Genomic DNA, 16,941 nt, shown 5'->3' with positions numbered 1-16,941 from the left:
CTTTTTTTTTAAAATGTTAATTGAACAGAGAAACTGTATGTTTTAGTAGATGGGTAAGGGAAATTATCTACCTTAAATACATTTGGATCCCCGCCAGGTGTATTTACATCACTACCAATACCGTCTGTATCTCTAGAAGTTAAGTTTGCTCTATTAGATTCTGGTTGATTTGTTATATCTGGGTCAAATCCAGAATAATCAGTAATAGTTATTAAGTTTCGCCCTATAAAACCTAACTTCACTGTATCGATAAAGTTTCCGATGTTTCCTAATGCCTTAGAGTTAAGAGTATAATACAGAGATAATTCTCGTAATTTCACAAAAGTACCATCTTCAACGAAAGCAGAACTTGCTAAGTTTGTGTTGTATAACCCTTGAAAGAAATTATATGGCAATCCACTAGTAATATCAGTATGTCTACCATCTCTATATAACCACTGCTTTGTTTTATTGTAAATATCTCCTCCTTGTTTCCAGTCTACAAGTGCATATAATGCTAGGTTTTTATATTTAAGTGTGGTATTGAATGCCATTCTAAAATCTGGGGTAATATCTCCCATAGTAAAGAATTCGTTACCAGAACTATCAACTTTTTTTACAGGCGTGCTTCTAGTCGCTGCATCAACAACATATCCAAATTCATTAACAACAAAATTACTTGCATTTGACCCCGCTGGTAAGTCGGCTAAATCTCTAATGTATATGTTACCAAACATAGCACCAAAATTCTGTCCTTGTTCTATTCTAAACAAAGTTGTTTCTTGTGTACCAGGACCTGTTAAATATGCAGGTACATCTAAACGGCTAATTTTTTGTTCAGATTTGTCCCAAACAACCCCTAGATTCCATGAGAAATTATTGTTTTGAATAATATCATAATTTAATGATGCTTCATATGTGGTAGCATCAATTTCTCCTGCGTTTCTCCATTGTGCTCCAAATCCTGTTGAAGCAGATAAAGGAACTCTAAGTATTTGATCTTCAGTTTTTGCCTTCACATAGTTAAACTCAAAAGAAAATTTATCTAAAAAATCAATATTAATACCTAATTCTAACTCGCCCGTTTTTGCAGGTTTTAATTGGTTGTTACCTAAAGTAGCCTTTGTTGGCGAGCCATTTTGAAGATTAAATGTTTCAAAACGCATTTCGTAAGTTGGTCTAATACCTGCAGTACCGTAAGAACCTCTTAGCTTAAATTCTTGAACTCCAGGGATTTCAAAATCTTCTGTTAAACGATATGCAACACTTGTTCTAAAATAATTAGCCCACCTTGTATCTGGTCCGAAAAGCGAAGATCCTTCTCTTCTAATTACACCACTAAATATATATTTCTTTTTATAATCAAAATCGGCTACTGCAAAGTAACTATCTGTTAATATTTCTTGTGTTGCAGACGATACTGTTGGTCCTCCTGCAATATTATCCAACGATCTTATACCAGATACTGCTAAGTTATAGCCTTCGGCATTATTAAACTCGTTAGCATATCTTTCATGTAAATAACTTAATCTTAAGTTTAAATTAAATTCGTCTTCAGCTCCAAATGATTTAGTTATCAAACTATTTAATCTAATATTTTGTGCTCTACCATTAAAATTAGAACGCTGAAGAAATCCAATGTTTTGTGCTTGACCATCTGGACTTGCAGATAAATACCCCTTAGGTATATAGTCTTCAAAAGTGTTATTTTCAAAATCGATAGAATAAGCTCCATTTAACTTTAACCATGGCAGTACTTTATAGTCTAAAGACACATTACCTAAAAAACGATTTCTCTTTTCTATTTTGTCTTGATTTGCTAATTGATAAAGTGGATTATAAAGATTTGGATCGAATGTATTGGCATCAAAATTATAAGGGGAACCATCTTCCTCATTAGCAGCATGCCAATCGTAAATTGGTTCAGTAATTAAAGCCTCAAACAATGGATTAGTACCAGCAATACCTCCTCCTAAACTGCCGTCTCTATTAGAATTACTATAGAAAAATGAAGTTTTTAAACTAATCTTATCAGAAATGTTGTTATCTAAATTTAATCTAAAGTTATCTCTTCTATAATCTTCAACTAAAGCAATAATACCTTCGTCCTGAAGTCTTTGATAAGAAAAAAGATATCTTGCTTTTTCTCCACCACCGGTAACAGATGCATAATGAGTGTTAAATATCCCTCTGTTAAATATTTCATCTTGATAATCAAAAACTATATTTGATGGGTATAAATTATCACTTAACCCATCTGCATCTACCTCTCGAGATCCGCTTGTTAAGTCAAAAGCTGATCCATCTGCAGTCATTTTAAATCGATGCGTTGTCGCTAAATCATATCTGTCTGAAACATCTTTCCAGCCAATTTCGCTTCTATAAGTTACACTAACTTTATCATTTCCTTTTCCTCTTTTTGTAAATATTTGAATTACACCATTTGAGGCACGAGAACCATATAAAGATGCTCCAGCAGCTCCTTTTGCTACTTCAATTCGTTCAACATCTTCTGTATTTATATCTGATAATCCACCTTCTAAAATAACACCATCAACAATAATAAGTGGTTGTTGTCCTGTTGCTAATGAGTTTGCAGTTCTTAATTGAATAGACACGTCGCTTCCTGGTTGTCCGCCAGTTGGCGAAACAGAAATACCAGATATTTTCCCTTGAAGCGCACCAGCAATATTAGTAGCAGGAACATTTTCTAGCAGTTCATTTTTGACTTGCCCGATAGAAAAACTTAGCTCCTTAGTTGATTTTCCTGAGGCTGAACCAATAACTACAACTTCATCCAAAGCGTTATCTGCGTCTAAGGATACATTAATTGTGTTTGAAGCTCCTACAGTAATTAATTTAGTTGCATAACCTACAAAACTATAAACAAGTACATCTCCTGCATTTGCAGTAATGGAATAATTACCATCAAAATCTGATGATGTTCCGTTTGTAGTTCCTTGTACTATAATTGTAGCTCCGGGAAGTGGTAAACTATTCTCGTCAGAAACTATTCCTGACACTGTTTTTTCTTGTGCGAGAGTTAACTGCACAACAAACGCTAGAATTAGCGTTAGCATTCTACTAAACTTTGTTTTCATATTTGTTAATTTGAGTTAGTCTTTGCAGATTGTAAAAAAGGAAGACAGCTATGATATTTTTTTAAGGACTAATTCAAAAAAAATCACTCCACAAATCCAAAGTTTAGTGAAACTTTAGTGATAGTAGTAAAGCTTATAACTGCCTTACCTTTTACAATTGCAGTAGTAAAAGAAGGAGTTTAATTGGCTTTTTGGAGTAAGTATGATTTGAAGGGTCTCCAAAATGATTTGATCAACTTATTTTATAACTTAAACAGATAAATGAATGATTCGTTTTGATTTCATATATATTTCATAACTTAATAACATCAATAAAAATGCACGTTTTAATGCTAAAACAGTAAATTATAAATTCTTAAAAAACGCAAATTCGTTGTGAAGTCAGTTTGCAATAAATTGATTTAAACTGTATTTTTTTTGAATTGTAGTTATTTTAAATTGATTTGAATGCCTCGATTATTGCAGTAAAAGTGGATTAACTAAATTTAAAAAGTCGTTTTTTTATGCTAGTTTCGAATACTCAATTAATAAATTCATAAATGATTGCTCCAATTAAAGCCATAATAATAGATGATGAGTTCTTAGCTAGGAAAAGGGTCTCCAATTTGTTAAATGATATAAAAGAGATTGAACTAATTGAAGAATGCAGTTCTGGAAAAGAAGCTATAAAAGCTATAAATGAAAAAAAACCCGATCTTATTTTTTTAGATATTCAAATAACCGATATGACTGGTTTTGATATACTTAAAGAATTAGATGAATCGATTATGCCATTAGTAATATTTATAACCGCTTTTGATGAATTTGCATTAAAGGCTTTTGATTTTTTTGCATTTGATTATTTATTAAAACCTTTTAAAGACGAACGTTTTTTTCAATCTACAAACAAAGTGATTGAATTGTTTACTTCAAACAAATCCAATGGTCTTAACAAAAAAATAAACAACTTATTAAAATATATAGAAAATCCCAATGAAGGGTTCTCAGAAATTAAACATTCCAAATTAGCTATTAAAGCTAATGGAAAAGTTTCATTTATTGAGAAAAACGATATTAAGTATATTCAAGCTTCTGGCTACTATGCTGAAATTTTTACCGAGCAAAAAAAATATCTTTTAAGAGAATCGTTAAATTCTCTTTTAGAACAACTTAAATCTTTTAATTTTATTAGAATTCACAGGTCAACTATTATTAATTCATCATTAATAAAAGAAGTTTTATACTCAAACTATGGCGAAATTGATGTGAAAATGCAGGATGAAAAATTATTTAGAATAAGTAAAACTCATAAAAAGGAGTTTCAGAAAAAAATGGGAATTTAATACCTTAATTTTATGTTTAAAAACCTAAAAAAGTATTTCGATTTTAAACTTATAGGTATTCTATCTTTGGTTTACATGGTCTTTGTTATTATTTATTCTTTTAAAAATGTTTTTTTAAGAATAAATATGAAGAGAAAAACAGATTGGGGAGGATTTGTTTTTGCCAATGTATTAGATTGGTTTTTGATAACCGTTTTTATGATTTTTATTGCATTTACTACAAAATATTTAATGCGCAAAAAAATTAAGATAATTTATATTGTTTCAATACATTTATTTTTTTCGTTATTTATTGGCGCTTTTACTATTGGCCTTTCATGGCTTGTAGAAAATATTGGAACGCTTGCTGAATTTTCATTTTCCGAACTATGCATTTCTTTTATAAGGTTGATTGATTTACACTTTTTAATTTATCTATCCTTAGTAACCATTATTTACATGTATTACTATTTTCAAAAAAGTCAAGAAAGTCAAATACAAACCATTAAACTGCAAGATCAGCTATCAAAATCTCACTTAAAATTTTTACAGTCTCAAATGCATCCGCATTTTCTTTTTAACACATTAAATGGTATTCATTCCTTAATGGGAATAGATATTGATAAATCTAAAAGCATGGTTGTAGATTTAAGTGATTTACTAAGAAATGTTTTAGAGAAAAAAGATGAAAACTTAATTGAATTACAAGAAGAATTAGTAATATTAAAAAAATACATTCATATTAAAAAAACAAGGTTTTCTGATCAACTAAATATTCATCTAAATATTGAGGCTGGGTTAGAAAATATTTTAGTCCCTAATATGCTTATTCAACCCATTGTAGAAAATTCAACTAAGCATGGTTATAGTACAGAATTTATTTCGTTAGAAATTATAATAGATATATATAAAAAGAATGATAAACTTATTGTTAAAATTCAAAACAATGGTAAAGCTATAAAAGAAAAACTCCCTGCTTTACTAAAAAAAGGCACCGGTCTTAATAATATTAAAGAAAGGCTTGATACTTTATACGGTAATAATTATAAACTTAATATTTATAATGAATTGAATAAAGTGATTACTAAGATTAGTATTCCTATTAAATTGTCAGTATCTGAAATTGAAAAAGATTATTAACTGTTTCTAACAATTTGTTCCCATTTCCAAGCGGAACGCATTGCATCATCAAGTGTCAATTGGGTTTTCCAACCTAATTCATTATTTGCCTTAGTTGTATCTGCATATGCCGAAATAATATCGCCTTCTCTTCTACCTACTATTTTATAATTAAGCTTTTTGCCTGAAACTTTCTCAAAAGATTTAACTACTTCTAATACAGAACTTCCTGTTCCTGTTCCTAGATTAAAGGTTTCATAATTAGCTTTATTCTTGTTTTGCAATAAACGATTAAGAGCTACAACATGTGCTTTAGCTAAATCTACAACATGAATATAATCTCTAATACAGGTGCCATCTGGTGTTGGGTAATCGTCACCAAAAACAGATAATTGTTCACGAATACCAATAGCAGTTTGTGTAATAAATGGCACTAAATTTTGTGGCACTCCTATTGGCAATTCTCCTATTTTAGCTGTTTCATGAGAGCCTACTGGGTTAAAATAACGTAAAGCAATAGCCTTTAAATTTGGTGTTACTTTACAAGTATCACTTATAATCTCTTCTCCAATTTGCTTGGTGTTCCCGTAAGGAGACTCGGCTTGTTTCACAGGAGCATTTTCTGTTATTGGCAACTCATCTGCCTGACCATAAACCGTACATGACGAGCTAAAAATAAACGCTGCTGATGGTAATTTTTTTAATTCTTTAAGAATATATACTAATGTACTAATGTTATTTTCATAATAAAGTAATGGTTCTTGCACACTTTCACCAACTGCTTTACTAGCTGCAAAATGAATAACACCTTTTATATCATTATGTTTAGCAAAAAAAGCTTCAACATCTTCTCTATCTTTTAAATCTAATTTTTCAAAAATGGGTGTTTTTCCTGAAATTGAAGTGATTCCGTCTAAAACATCTATTGAAGAATTAGATAAATTATCAATAATTACAACTTCGTAACCTTCTTTTTGCAATTCAACAACAGTATGCGATCCTATAAAACCTAGACCACCTGTAACTAATATTTTATTCATTTATAAAATTTATAAGAGTTGATGTAATATATTCAATTTGTTCGTCGTCTAATTCAGTATGCATTGGCAATGAGATAACGTCATTTACCAATTGGTTTGTAATCGAAAAATCTGCCTCGTTATAACGAGAATCTGCGTATGCTTTTTGTAAATGAAGTGGAATTGGATAATATACTCCACATGGGATATCATGTGCATTTAAATGCTTTACCAAAGCATCTCTATCAATATCCTTTACCTTTAATGTATATTGATGAAATACATGATTATCATCACTTCCATTTCTATAAGGTGTTTCAATACTACTTATATTTTTAAATGCTTCATCGTACTTATTAGCTGCATCTCTTCTTCTATCACAATAATCATCTAAATGTGGCAATTTAGCGTCTAAAACAGCGGCTTGTATACTATCAAGTCTTGAATTTACTCCTACTACATCATGATGGTAACGCTCGTACATTCCGTGGTTAACAATACCTCTTATAGTATGTGCTAAATCATCATCATTTGTAAAAATGGCTCCACCATCTCCATAACAGCCTAAATTTTTTGAAGGAAAAAACGAAGTAGATGATACATGACCTATAGTTCCTGCTTTTGCTTTAGTACCATCTTTATAAGTATAGGTTGCTCCAATAGCTTGCGCATTATCTTCAATAACAAATAAATTATGTGATTTAGCAATTTCCATTATCGCCTCCATATTTGCACATTGACCAAATAAATGCACAGGCACAATAGCTTTTGTTTTTGGAGTAATTGCCTTTTTAATGGCTTCAATATTTATATTAAAATCATCTGGATTAACATCAACCAGTACTGGTGTTAAATTAAGCAATGCAATAACCTCAACAGTAGCGGCAAAAGTAAAATCTGCAGTAATAACTTCGTCACCAGGCTTTAATCCTAAGCCCATCATTGCAATTTGTAACGCATCGGTGCCATTTGCACATGGAATAACATGTTTTACATCTAAATACTGCTCTAAATTCCTCTGAAACTCATGAACTTTTGGTCCATTTATAAATGATGTGGTTTCAATAACTTCTTGAATCGAAGGGTTTACTGTATCTTTTATTTGATTGTATTGACCTTTTAGGTCTACCATTTGAATTTTCTTCATCTAAAAAAATTTACAACCTGTTTCTACTTAAGAAAACAAACAAGCTTTATTTTAATGAATACTCAATAATGAGTTTTAATGTAGCGAAATTACAAAATTCATATACGCTAACCAATGAATTTATTTTAAAGAAATGTATTTTAGCATTAAAGAAATAAAATTGAGTTTAATTTATAATTTATTAATTTATTTAACACATTTAGGTCTAAAATGTGTTGCACCATTCAACAAAAAAATCAAACTAGGTATTGTTGGGCGCTCTAAGGCTTTTAATATTTTAAAAAGCAACCTTAACAAACAAGACAAAACTCTTTGGTTCCACTGCGCCTCTTTAGGTGAGTACGAACAAGGCCTCCCTGTTTTTCAAGCTTTAAGAAAACATTACAAAAAGCATAAAATTATACTCTCTTTTTTTTCTCCTTCGGGTTACCAAATTCGTAAAGATTCTCCTATTGCAGATGTTGTTATTTATTTGCCGTTAGACACAAAAAAGAATGCAAAAACCTTTTTTAATATTATCAAACCTGAGCTAACTATTTTTGTTAAATATGATATTTGGCCTAATTTTTTAAATGAACTAAAGCTAAGAGGCTTACGGGCCATTTTAATTTCGGCAGCATTTAGAGAAAATCAACCCTTTTTTAAGTTATATGGAAAAACATTGCGTAATGCCTTATTTTCGTTTGAGCATATTTTTACTCAAAATGAAACTAGTAAAACATTACTTAAATCTATAAATTATAATAATGTAACTGTTTCTGGAGACACTCGTTTTGATCGTGTTTCAAATCAACTAAACACAAACAATAGTTTAAGCTTTATTGAGAAATTTAAAAACAACAAACTCTGTATAGTTGCTGGCAGTTCATGGCCAGAAGATGAAAACCTATTTGTAAATTTTATTAATTCTGAAACCTCAAAGAACATCAAATTTATTATTGCTCCACATAACATAAAGCCTGCACAAATTAAACTTCTGGAAGAAAAAATTAATACTAAAACTATATTATTTTCTAATAAAGAGAATCAAAAACTTTCTAGCGCTCAAGTTTTTATTGTTGACACTATAGGCATTTTATCTAAAGTTTACAGCTATGCTGACATAGCTTATGTAGGGGGCGCTATGGGTAACACAGGTCTACACAATACATTAGAACCTGCAGTTTTTGGTATTCCTATTATTATTGGAAATAATCATTCAAAATTTCCTGAAGCTAAATCTATGATTGACAATAATGGTATGTTTTCAGTTTCTAATCAAAAAGAGTTTAATACAATTTTAAATGAACTCATTAAAAATGAGAGCAAAAGAGTAAATTCTGGTAAGAAAAATTCAAATTACATCAAAAAAAACGAAGGAGCAGTCATCCAAATACTCGATTATTTACGTATATAAGATGATTTTGATAGCAAATGTTAAAAAATTAACATAATTATAGCAAATTTTAACATGAAGTTATTAAATTCGTAATCTAGATATTTAAAAAATTAACACTAAAACAAAAACCGATGAAAAAATTATTATTAAGTACTGCTTTATTATTAGTATTAGGCTTATCATTTACGTCTTGTAGAGATACAAAAAAATCTGAAGATGCTGTAGAAAATGCTGTTGAAGCAACGGAAGAAGCTGCTGAAGCTGCTGGTGATGCTGTTGAAGAAGCTGCTGAAGCTGCTGGCGATGCTGTTGAAGGAGCAGTTGATGCTGCTGGTGAAGCTGTAGACAAAGCTGTTGATGCTGCTGGTGAAGCTGCTGATAAAGCAGTTGATGCTGCTGCTGATGCTGTGGATGATGCTGCTGATGCTGCAAAAGACAAGTTAAAAGAAGCAACTGGTGGTAACTAAAAACCATTAAAATTTATAAAAAAACCACCGATTAGGTGGTTTTTTTTATGCTTAAAAAGTGTTAACGATAAAAAACAGTATTTATATTTCGCTAAATATCAATAATTTAACTAGTTCACCCCTCTGTAATAGTCTAAAATTTTAACGCGCAATAAGTACTCATACTTAGCTTTATTCAAGTTAATTTTAGCGCCATCCATATTGTTTTTACTACTTATATATTCTACAATGTTTGATACACCATTATTAAACCTAACTTCGTTTATTCGGTATGATTCTTCAAATGCGATAACTTGTTCTAATAAAATATGATATCTATTAAATGCAGATTCCATATTATTATAAGCTTGTTCTATAGATTGTTTAAAAAGCAATTTTGTATTTTCCAGTTCTAACTTAGACTCTTCAAATTCTATTTTTTGCAATTGCACTGAATTTTTTGCTCTGAAACCATTAAATAAAGGGACTCTTACTGAAACTCCAACAACAGAATTAAGATTATTATCAAATTGGTCTTCATAACTAATTTTGCTTCCAGAAAATTGCTTTTGATTTTGAAGTACCGGATAATTTTGATTAGCAACAGTTACATAATCACCTGTCTCTATAATACTGCTTCCTGTTTCAGTAAAAATCTCTGCGGCACTAGAATAATTTGTATTTAACTGACCAAAAAATGATATTTCAGGATAATAACTGGAACGTGCCACTTTAATACCACTATCGGCGGCATCAATTCGAAACTGTTTTGATTTAAATGTTGCTAGGTTTTGTAATGCTTCATTATAAACATCGTTTGCAGAAAACTCATACTTATCAGAAGCTATTAAGCCTGAAATATTCTCAAAATCTTTTTCAGAATCTGACTCCAAATTTAATAAGGTTATAAAATCTAAAATCGCAGCTTCCAAATTGTTTTGTGCATCAACAATATTTATCTTATCTGTTGCATATTGTCCTTGCATATCGGTATAATCAACAGGATTTCCAACACCTTCATCATAATGTGTCTTCAACCTTTTTAATTGAGCTTCTGTGGTTGTTAATCTAGATTTAGAAAGGTCTAACAAATCTCTACTATTTAATATTTGAATATATCCAATGGTAACTTGTAAAACTAAATTTTGCTTAGCTTCTTCCAATTCCATTTCTGAAGCTTTCATATTAAACTTACTCTGTTTAATACTATTTAAAACTCTAAATCCATTAAAAACAGTGGCATTTAAATTTACACCTAGCGTTGAAAATGTAAGTTCTTGATTGCTATAACTATTTGTAAATGGATCTATACTTCTACCATCATTAACCCCAATATTATAATTTACATTAAGGCTAGGGAGCAATTCATTTATAGATTGTTTATAATTGATGGAAGATGATCTTGTTTGAAGCTTAGAACTTTTTAAATCATTGTTGTTTTCTAATGCCAATAAAATACAATCATTTAAAGTAAACTTAGATTGTTCAGTGTTTTGAGCAAACCCTATACTATAAAAGATATTTAGTAAAACTATTACTGCAACTATTTTTTTATTCTTCATTTTCATTTTAGTATTTAAAAACATATCACCGGTCTATATCTGATACTTTAACTGGCGGGTAATACCACCACCATTTAATATTTAATTCAGTATTATTATAATCCTCCATCATTTCCGTATGAAACTTCCATCGATTACTCTTATAACAAAAACAAGCTAACCCATTAAGCCCTTTTTCATTTAAAACATAAACATCTTCACTAAACGTATCTAGTTTATCTGGTACTGGCTTATCCTCTTTTGGATCATACATACACACTACAATGTTATTTATAATACATTGGCTTCCTCTATTTTTATTATTTGTTACTTTTTTTAAGCTCACTATACTTAATTATTTATTCTATCCTTGAGGTTTTAAAAGGATTTATTACTTAATTTCATTACACTATCATTCCATCTAATAAATTGATTATTCTCGAACCATATGTTGCATTTTTTTCAGAATGAGTAACTTGGATTATGGTAACTCCGTCATCATTTAATTGCTTAAATAGGTTCATGATTTCTTCTCCTTGTTTTGAGTTGAGATTTCCTGTTGGTTCATCAGCAAGAATAAGTTTAGGGTTGGAAATAAGGGCTCTTGCAATACCAACAATTTGTTGTTGTCCGCCGCTTAATTGCGATGGAAACAAGTCTTTTTTCCCAACAATATTAAATCGATCTAACATATCTGCAACCAAAGATTTACGTTCTGACGATTTATAATTTTTATAAAGTAATGGTGTTTCTATATTTTCATAAACAGTTAACTCATCTATCAAATGATAAGATTGAAACACAAAACCTATATATTCTTTATATAAATTTGCTCTGTACTTCTCTTTTAAAGTATGCACAGGTTCATTTAAGAAATTATACTCTCCTTCGTTAAAGTCATCAAGCATACCTATAATATTTAACAAGGTTGTTTTGCCTGATCCAGAAGGTCCCATAATGGAAATAAAATCACCTTCATTTATAGTTAACTCGATATCATTTAATAAGAAAATTCTATTCCCTCCTGAGTTTACCCATTTAAATAAGTCTTTAATTTCTAGTAACATATTGTCTTTATTTTTTTAAACTTTTATTTTTATCTTAATTACTCATACCGCAGGCTATCAATAGGGTTATTTCTACTAGCTTTTATAGATTGCCAACTTACTGTAACCAAAACCATAAAAACTGTAACGAACGCAGCTGTTATAAATATGCTAGTGTTTACTCCAACTTGATAAGCAAAATCTTGAAGCCATTTATTCATAAAATAATAGGCGAAAGGTGAGGTAATAACTATTGCTAAAAACACTATTTTAACAAAATCTTTTGTTAGCAATAAGAATATAGCAAATACAGATGAACCTAAGATTTTACGAACACCAACTTCTTTTGTTCGTTCTTCTGCTGAATATGCCGCTAAAGCAAAGCTTCCCAGGCAAGCTATTAAAATTGAAAGAATCGAAAAAATAATAAACAGTTGAGACTCTTGTTGTTCTTTTCTATAGAGTTTGTCCAAATTTGTGTCTAAAAAAGTATACTCGAAAGGATAATTTGGAGCAATTATTTTCCATTGGGTTTCAATTTGAGCAATGGCTTGTTTTATATTAGCCGCATTCACTTTAATTGCCAACAACCAAGAAAAAGGGTCAGCAGTAACTATAAGCGGATCTATTTTATCTTTAAGCGATGAAAAATGATAGTCTTTTACAACACCAACAACCTTTCTCGTTCCATAATCTTCAATCATTGTATTAACAATGTTTTTTCCAATAGCCTCTTCGTTAGTCCAACCTAAATTTTTAGCCGAAGTTTCATTTATCAAAACTGCATGTGTTTCATCTGTACCAAAATCTTTAGAAAAGTCTCTCCCCGACACTATCTGTAACCCAAAAGTTTTAGTATAATCAACATCTGCAAATACAGTTCGCAATCTTATACTTCCATCTACTTGCTCTACAGTATGTGAATATGTATCATGAAATCCTCCTGGAGCACCAGATGTTGTTGTTAGACTAATAATATTTGGCTCTGCCTTTAAACGGTTTTTAAATGCTATAGCGTTTCTTTGTATATCAGAATTATTCATTCTTACCAAAACCACACTTTCATCATCAAACCCTTTGTCTTTACTTTGCATAAAATCAAGTTGATTAGAAATCAATAGGGTTCCAGCAATTAAAAAAAACGAGACAGAAAACTGAAAAACAACCAGCCCTTTTCTTATAAAAATACTAGAAGATGATTTTGACAAACTACTTTTTAAAACTTTAACTGGCCGAAAAGAAGACAGCAACAAAGCAGGATAACTCCCAGCAATTAAAGTTACTATAAGCAAAAAAGCTACCAGCATTAAAATAACTTTAGGCATTAAAAAGTTAATGCTTAATTGTAAATCAAAATAGCTATTAAAAATTGGTAAAATCGATAATACTAATACAATTGCAATAAGAATTGAAATAGAAGTTAGCAAAAGGGACTCTACAAAAAATTGCCAAATAAGTTTTGAACGAATTGCCCCTAGAACCTTACGAACACCAATTTCTCTTGCTCTCCTATTTGAGCGAGCTGTTGTTAAATTTGTAAAGTTTATTGATGCAATTAATAAAATAAAGATGGCAATGATTAAAAACATTTTTACGACAGTGTTATCTCCTGTTGTAATTCGGTCATAACGCACTTTATTATTAAAATACACTTCAGAAAAGGGTTGTAATGTTAAATCAATTCTGCTATCATTTTTCTTAAAATCTTCAGCAAAATATTTATCCATAAATCCTGTAAGGTTACTTTCTACATATTTTGCTTCTTTTGGAGAATCAATCAAAGCATAAGTGAGCATAGAATTATTCCACCAATCATTAAACCATTCATAGTTTTTTATAATAGCTATAGGTACAATAAAATCGAAATCTAAATGAGAATTTGTTGGCAAATCCTCCATTATACCTGTAACCGTTAGCTCAAAATTATCATCTAATTGTAATATTTTACCCATTGGGTCTTCATCGCCAAAATACTTGGCAGCCATTTCTTGGGTTAAAACAACAGAATTAGGCTTTTCTAAAGCTGATTCTTTAACACCTTCTTTTAAGGGGAATGAAAAGATTTCGAAAAAGTTTGAATCAGCTAGATATACTTTCTTTTCATAAAAGGAATTATTCTTATAAGTTACCAAACCATCATTTGGCATTACCCTAACTGTATTTTCTATACTTTCTGAAAAATCATTTTCTAATGCTGGGCCAAAAGGACCACTAGTAACACCTATTAAATATTTATCGTCATTTATTCCTCCTATTCGAAGTACTCGGTATAATTTGTCATAGTTTTCATGGAAATTATCATAACTATACTCATTAAATACATAAATTGAAATAATTATAGAAACCGTTAATCCAACAGACAATCCACCAATATTTATAGCAGAAAATCCTTTGTTTTTAATTAGGTTTCGCCACGCGATTTTAAAATAATTTCTAATCATGACTATTCTGTTTTTAAACTTTTTATAGGGTTTGCTTTTGCTGTGTTAAAACTTAACAATCCAATTAATAAAAAAGTTATACTTATTAATAATACTATCGATATAAAAAAGGGCTTTGATGAGATATTAATTCTATACACATAATTGTTTAACCATGCTGTCATAAAGTAATATGATAATGGAATTGCTATCGCAGATGCGATAACAATAATTGTAATAAATTCTTTAATAAAAAGTACAACTATATTTAATACAGAAGCACCCAAAACTTTGCGAACACCAATTTCTTTTATTCTTTTATGAGCACTTAATGATACTAGTCCAATTATTCCTAAAAGCACTATAATTAAAGACAATAATGAAGCATTATATATCGCTTTTCGAAACTTAACTTCAGAGGTATACAATTCATTTAAAGAGTCATCCATAAAGCGATAATCAAATGGGCTACCTGGAATCAATTCGGCCCATTTACTTTGAATACTAGAAATAGTACTTTGTATATTCTCTGACCTTATTCTAAAATTGAGATAACGGTAAGTAGGGAAAATATCGAGATTAAAAAATATAACGGGTTGAATTTGTTCTTTCATAGAACTAAAATGAAAATCTTCAGTAACATTTTGTATGATATACTCATAATCTCCATCCTCAATTTTTAATTTTTCGCCAATAGCATCTGTTGGGTTATCCCAACCCAATGCTATTGCTGCGGTTTTATTTATAACTACCTTTTGCCCTTTAGAAGGACTACTATTTCGTGAATTTTCTAGTTTCATTAAAGGTATTTGATAGGTCTCAATATAATGGCCGTCTACAGACAAAGACACCATTCTAACTACTTGGTCCGAAGGTGCTTCTAATCGTTGTAAAGGAAGCCATCTCCCATTATTTCCATTAGGGATCTCAAAAGACAATGATGATTTTGTAATATTTGGCAAACTTTCAAATTCATTTCGTATAACCTCCATTTTTTCAACTCCACCATCAGTCCAATCTCTTGGAACCTGTGCAGATAAAACAAAGTCTTTATTGTACCCTAAATCTTTATCAAAAAAATAATCAACCTGTTGGGTAATTATAAAGGCGCTTATCAGTATAAATAAAGCAATTGAAAATTGAAAGCCTACTAATGACCTTTGGAAAGGCACATTTTTTGTTTGTAGTTTACCTTTTAAAGACTCTATCGATTTTAAAGACGATAAAACAAATGCAGGATACAAGCCTGACAAGACACTAACCACGCACACAAACAGCAATAGTATAAAAACAATTGAAAGAGGGAAAGTTGATAATTTAGGTATTTCAGTAGCCACAATATCATTTAATAATGGCCTTAAAAATGAAAAAGCAAACAATGCTAATATGGTGGCTATTAAAACTAATATAAATGACTCAACCAAAAACTGAAAAATAAGCTGTCTACGTACTCCGCCTAATACTTTACGAACTCCTATCTCTTTCATGCGACTACCAGACATGCTTATAGAGATATTAATGAAATTTACTATTGCCATTAATAAAATAAATAATCCAATTATAGATAAAATGTAAAGCATCCCTTTTACAAGTCCATCATCTTTTTCAAGATAAAAATCAGTTAGAGAAATAGCACTTACCGTTAAATTCCTTTTAACTTCTTCAGAAGCATGTTGCGATATCAAGTCTTCAATTGGAGTTTTCAAATCATCTGCAGAAACTCCCGCTTTTAACTCAATATAAGAGGGTATAAAAACATTTTGCCAAGAATCAAAATCTGCCCGATCAAAAAAAGCATATATGCTTGTTGGCATAAAAAACTCTGGCGCTAAAAACGCATTTGGGCTATTTTCATTATTTATGTGTGTTACCGAATTTTCAGGAAGGTCTTTAAAAACACCCGTTACATTAAAATTATGGTCTTCCCCATTAAAATTTTGGATGGTGATTGTTTCACCAACGGCATCTTCTTTATTAAAATATTTTCGCGCTTTGTCAGTAGATATTACTACTGAATGAGGGTTTTTAAAAGCCGTTTCTTTATTTCCATATAACAATTCAAAACCAAACATGGTTAATAAGGAAGCATCGCCCAACTGAATCCCTTCTCTAAAACGTTTCTCTCCTCTTGAAATGATAGTTGAAATCCCATCAAATCTATAATAATTAGCTACCAAAGATGGATAATCTTCTTTTAAGCGTTTTGCTAATGGTCCTAATGTAGCAAAATCAACGCCCATATTAGATTTCTCCCATTTGCTTAATAAAAAGTATTGCCGATCTGAATTTTTAAGCGTTCTATTAACCTGTAATTCTCCCCAGACATAAGCACCAATCAGTAATGTAAACACAACACCTGTAAACAATCCTAGTACATTAATTGCAGCATAAAAGCGATGTTTATTAATATTTCGCCATGCGATTTTGAAATAATTCTTAATCAT

12 protein-coding genes are annotated in these 16,941 nt (G+C 30.4%); 4 read left to right on the top strand and 8 right to left on the bottom strand.

What is annotated here, in order from left to right:
* Positions 1-8: 8 nt before the first annotated feature.
* A complete protein-coding gene (locus tag M3P09_RS10660) occupies positions 9-3,080 on the bottom strand; it encodes a SusC/RagA family TonB-linked outer membrane protein (protein ID WP_099563400.1) in 3,072 nt (1,023 codons plus the stop codon).
* A 539-nt stretch (positions 3,081-3,619) separates the two neighbouring features.
* On the opposite strand from M3P09_RS10660, the gene M3P09_RS10655 reads away from it, so the two are divergent.
* Positions 3,620-4,402: a LytR/AlgR family response regulator transcription factor gene (locus M3P09_RS10655; RefSeq protein WP_233192441.1), complete on the top strand. Its 783-nt coding sequence runs from the start codon at positions 3,620-3,622 to the stop codon at positions 4,400-4,402.
* A 126-nt stretch (positions 4,403-4,528) separates the two neighbouring features.
* Entirely contained in the window at positions 4,529-5,521 is a 993-nt protein-coding gene (locus tag M3P09_RS10650) for a sensor histidine kinase (RefSeq protein WP_249973114.1), read from the top strand.
* Here the strand turns inward: M3P09_RS10650 and galE are convergent.
* Positions 5,518-6,540, bottom strand: coding sequence for a UDP-glucose 4-epimerase GalE (galE, locus tag M3P09_RS10645; protein WP_099563398.1), 1,023 nt, complete (start codon positions 6,538-6,540; stop codon positions 5,518-5,520). The two genes, M3P09_RS10650 and galE, sit on opposite strands and share 4 nt — an antisense overlap.
* The gene (locus M3P09_RS10640; protein WP_249973113.1) at positions 6,533-7,666 is read right to left on the bottom strand and encodes a DegT/DnrJ/EryC1/StrS family aminotransferase; all 1,134 of its coding nucleotides are present in this window, start codon (positions 7,664-7,666) and stop codon (positions 6,533-6,535) included. Before M3P09_RS10640 ends, galE begins: the two co-directional genes overlap by 8 nt.
* Before the next feature lie 160 nt (positions 7,667-7,826).
* Between M3P09_RS10640 and M3P09_RS10635 the strand changes: the two genes are divergently transcribed.
* Positions 7,827-9,062: a 3-deoxy-D-manno-octulosonic acid transferase gene (locus M3P09_RS10635; RefSeq protein WP_249973112.1), complete on the top strand. Its 1,236-nt coding sequence runs from the start codon at positions 7,827-7,829 to the stop codon at positions 9,060-9,062.
* Between the two features lie 113 nt (positions 9,063-9,175).
* Positions 9,176-9,511 carry a hypothetical protein gene (locus M3P09_RS10630; protein ID WP_099563396.1) on the top strand — a complete coding sequence of 112 codons (336 nt, stop codon included), beginning with the start codon at positions 9,176-9,178 and terminating at the stop codon, positions 9,509-9,511.
* A gap of 110 nt (positions 9,512-9,621) precedes the next feature.
* On the opposite strand, the gene M3P09_RS10625 is transcribed toward M3P09_RS10630, so the two are convergent.
* From M3P09_RS10625 to M3P09_RS10605, 5 genes are read right to left on the bottom strand one after another with little or no spacing between them, the layout of a single operon-like run.
* Positions 9,622-11,052 (bottom strand): TolC family protein, encoded by a 1,431-nt coding sequence (locus M3P09_RS10625; protein WP_249973111.1) that lies wholly within the window; start codon positions 11,050-11,052, stop codon positions 9,622-9,624.
* Between the two features lie 25 nt (positions 11,053-11,077).
* Positions 11,078-11,377 (bottom strand): hypothetical protein, encoded by a 300-nt coding sequence (locus tag M3P09_RS10620; protein WP_249973110.1) that lies wholly within the window; start codon positions 11,375-11,377, stop codon positions 11,078-11,080.
* A gap of 58 nt (positions 11,378-11,435) precedes the next feature.
* Positions 11,436-12,098 carry an ABC transporter ATP-binding protein gene (locus M3P09_RS10615; protein WP_249973109.1) on the bottom strand — a complete coding sequence of 221 codons (663 nt, stop codon included), beginning with the start codon at positions 12,096-12,098 and terminating at the stop codon, positions 11,436-11,438.
* Positions 12,099-12,136: 38 nt separating this feature from the next.
* Positions 12,137-14,518, bottom strand: coding sequence for an ABC transporter permease (locus M3P09_RS10610; protein ID WP_249973108.1), 2,382 nt, complete (start codon positions 14,516-14,518; stop codon positions 12,137-12,139).
* 2 nt (positions 14,519-14,520) lie between these two features.
* Complete coding sequence (locus tag M3P09_RS10605; protein WP_249973107.1) at positions 14,521-16,941, bottom strand: ABC transporter permease; 2,421 nt, start codon at positions 16,939-16,941, stop codon at positions 14,521-14,523.

Origin of the sequence: Jejuia spongiicola (assembly GCF_023502325.1) — a bacterium.
In the GTDB taxonomy this organism is placed as follows: Bacteria; Bacteroidota; Bacteroidia; order Flavobacteriales; family Flavobacteriaceae; genus Wocania_A; species Wocania_A spongiicola.
Note: the sequence above shows the minus strand (reverse complement) of the source record. Positions and strands in the feature narration are given on the sequence as shown.

What these genes read in the sequence shown, in the direction of transcription:
- M3P09_RS10660 (WP_099563400.1), bottom strand. Translation starts at nt 3,080, where the DNA reads ATGAAAACAAAGTTTAGTAGAATGCTAACGCTAATTCTAGCGTTTGTT.
- M3P09_RS10655 (WP_233192441.1), top strand. Translation starts at nt 3,620, where the DNA reads ATGATTGCTCCAATTAAAGCCATAATAATAGATGATGAGTTCTTAGCT.
- M3P09_RS10650 (WP_249973114.1), top strand. Translation starts at nt 4,529, where the DNA reads ATGAAGAGAAAAACAGATTGGGGAGGATTTGTTTTTGCCAATGTATTA.
- galE (WP_099563398.1), bottom strand. Translation starts at nt 6,540, where the DNA reads ATGAATAAAATATTAGTTACAGGTGGTCTAGGTTTTATAGGATCGCAT.
- M3P09_RS10640 (WP_249973113.1), bottom strand. Translation starts at nt 7,666, where the DNA reads ATGAAGAAAATTCAAATGGTAGACCTAAAAGGTCAATACAATCAAATA.
- M3P09_RS10630 (WP_099563396.1), top strand. Translation starts at nt 9,176, where the DNA reads ATGAAAAAATTATTATTAAGTACTGCTTTATTATTAGTATTAGGCTTA.
- M3P09_RS10625 (WP_249973111.1), bottom strand. Translation starts at nt 11,052, where the DNA reads ATGAAGAATAAAAAAATAGTTGCAGTAATAGTTTTACTAAATATCTTT.
- M3P09_RS10615 (WP_249973109.1), bottom strand. Translation starts at nt 12,098, where the DNA reads ATGTTACTAGAAATTAAAGACTTATTTAAATGGGTAAACTCAGGAGGG.
- M3P09_RS10610 (WP_249973108.1), bottom strand. Translation starts at nt 14,518, where the DNA reads ATGATTAGAAATTATTTTAAAATCGCGTGGCGAAACCTAATTAAAAAC.
- M3P09_RS10605 (WP_249973107.1), bottom strand. Translation starts at nt 16,941, where the DNA reads ATGATTAAGAATTATTTCAAAATCGCATGGCGAAATATTAATAAACAT.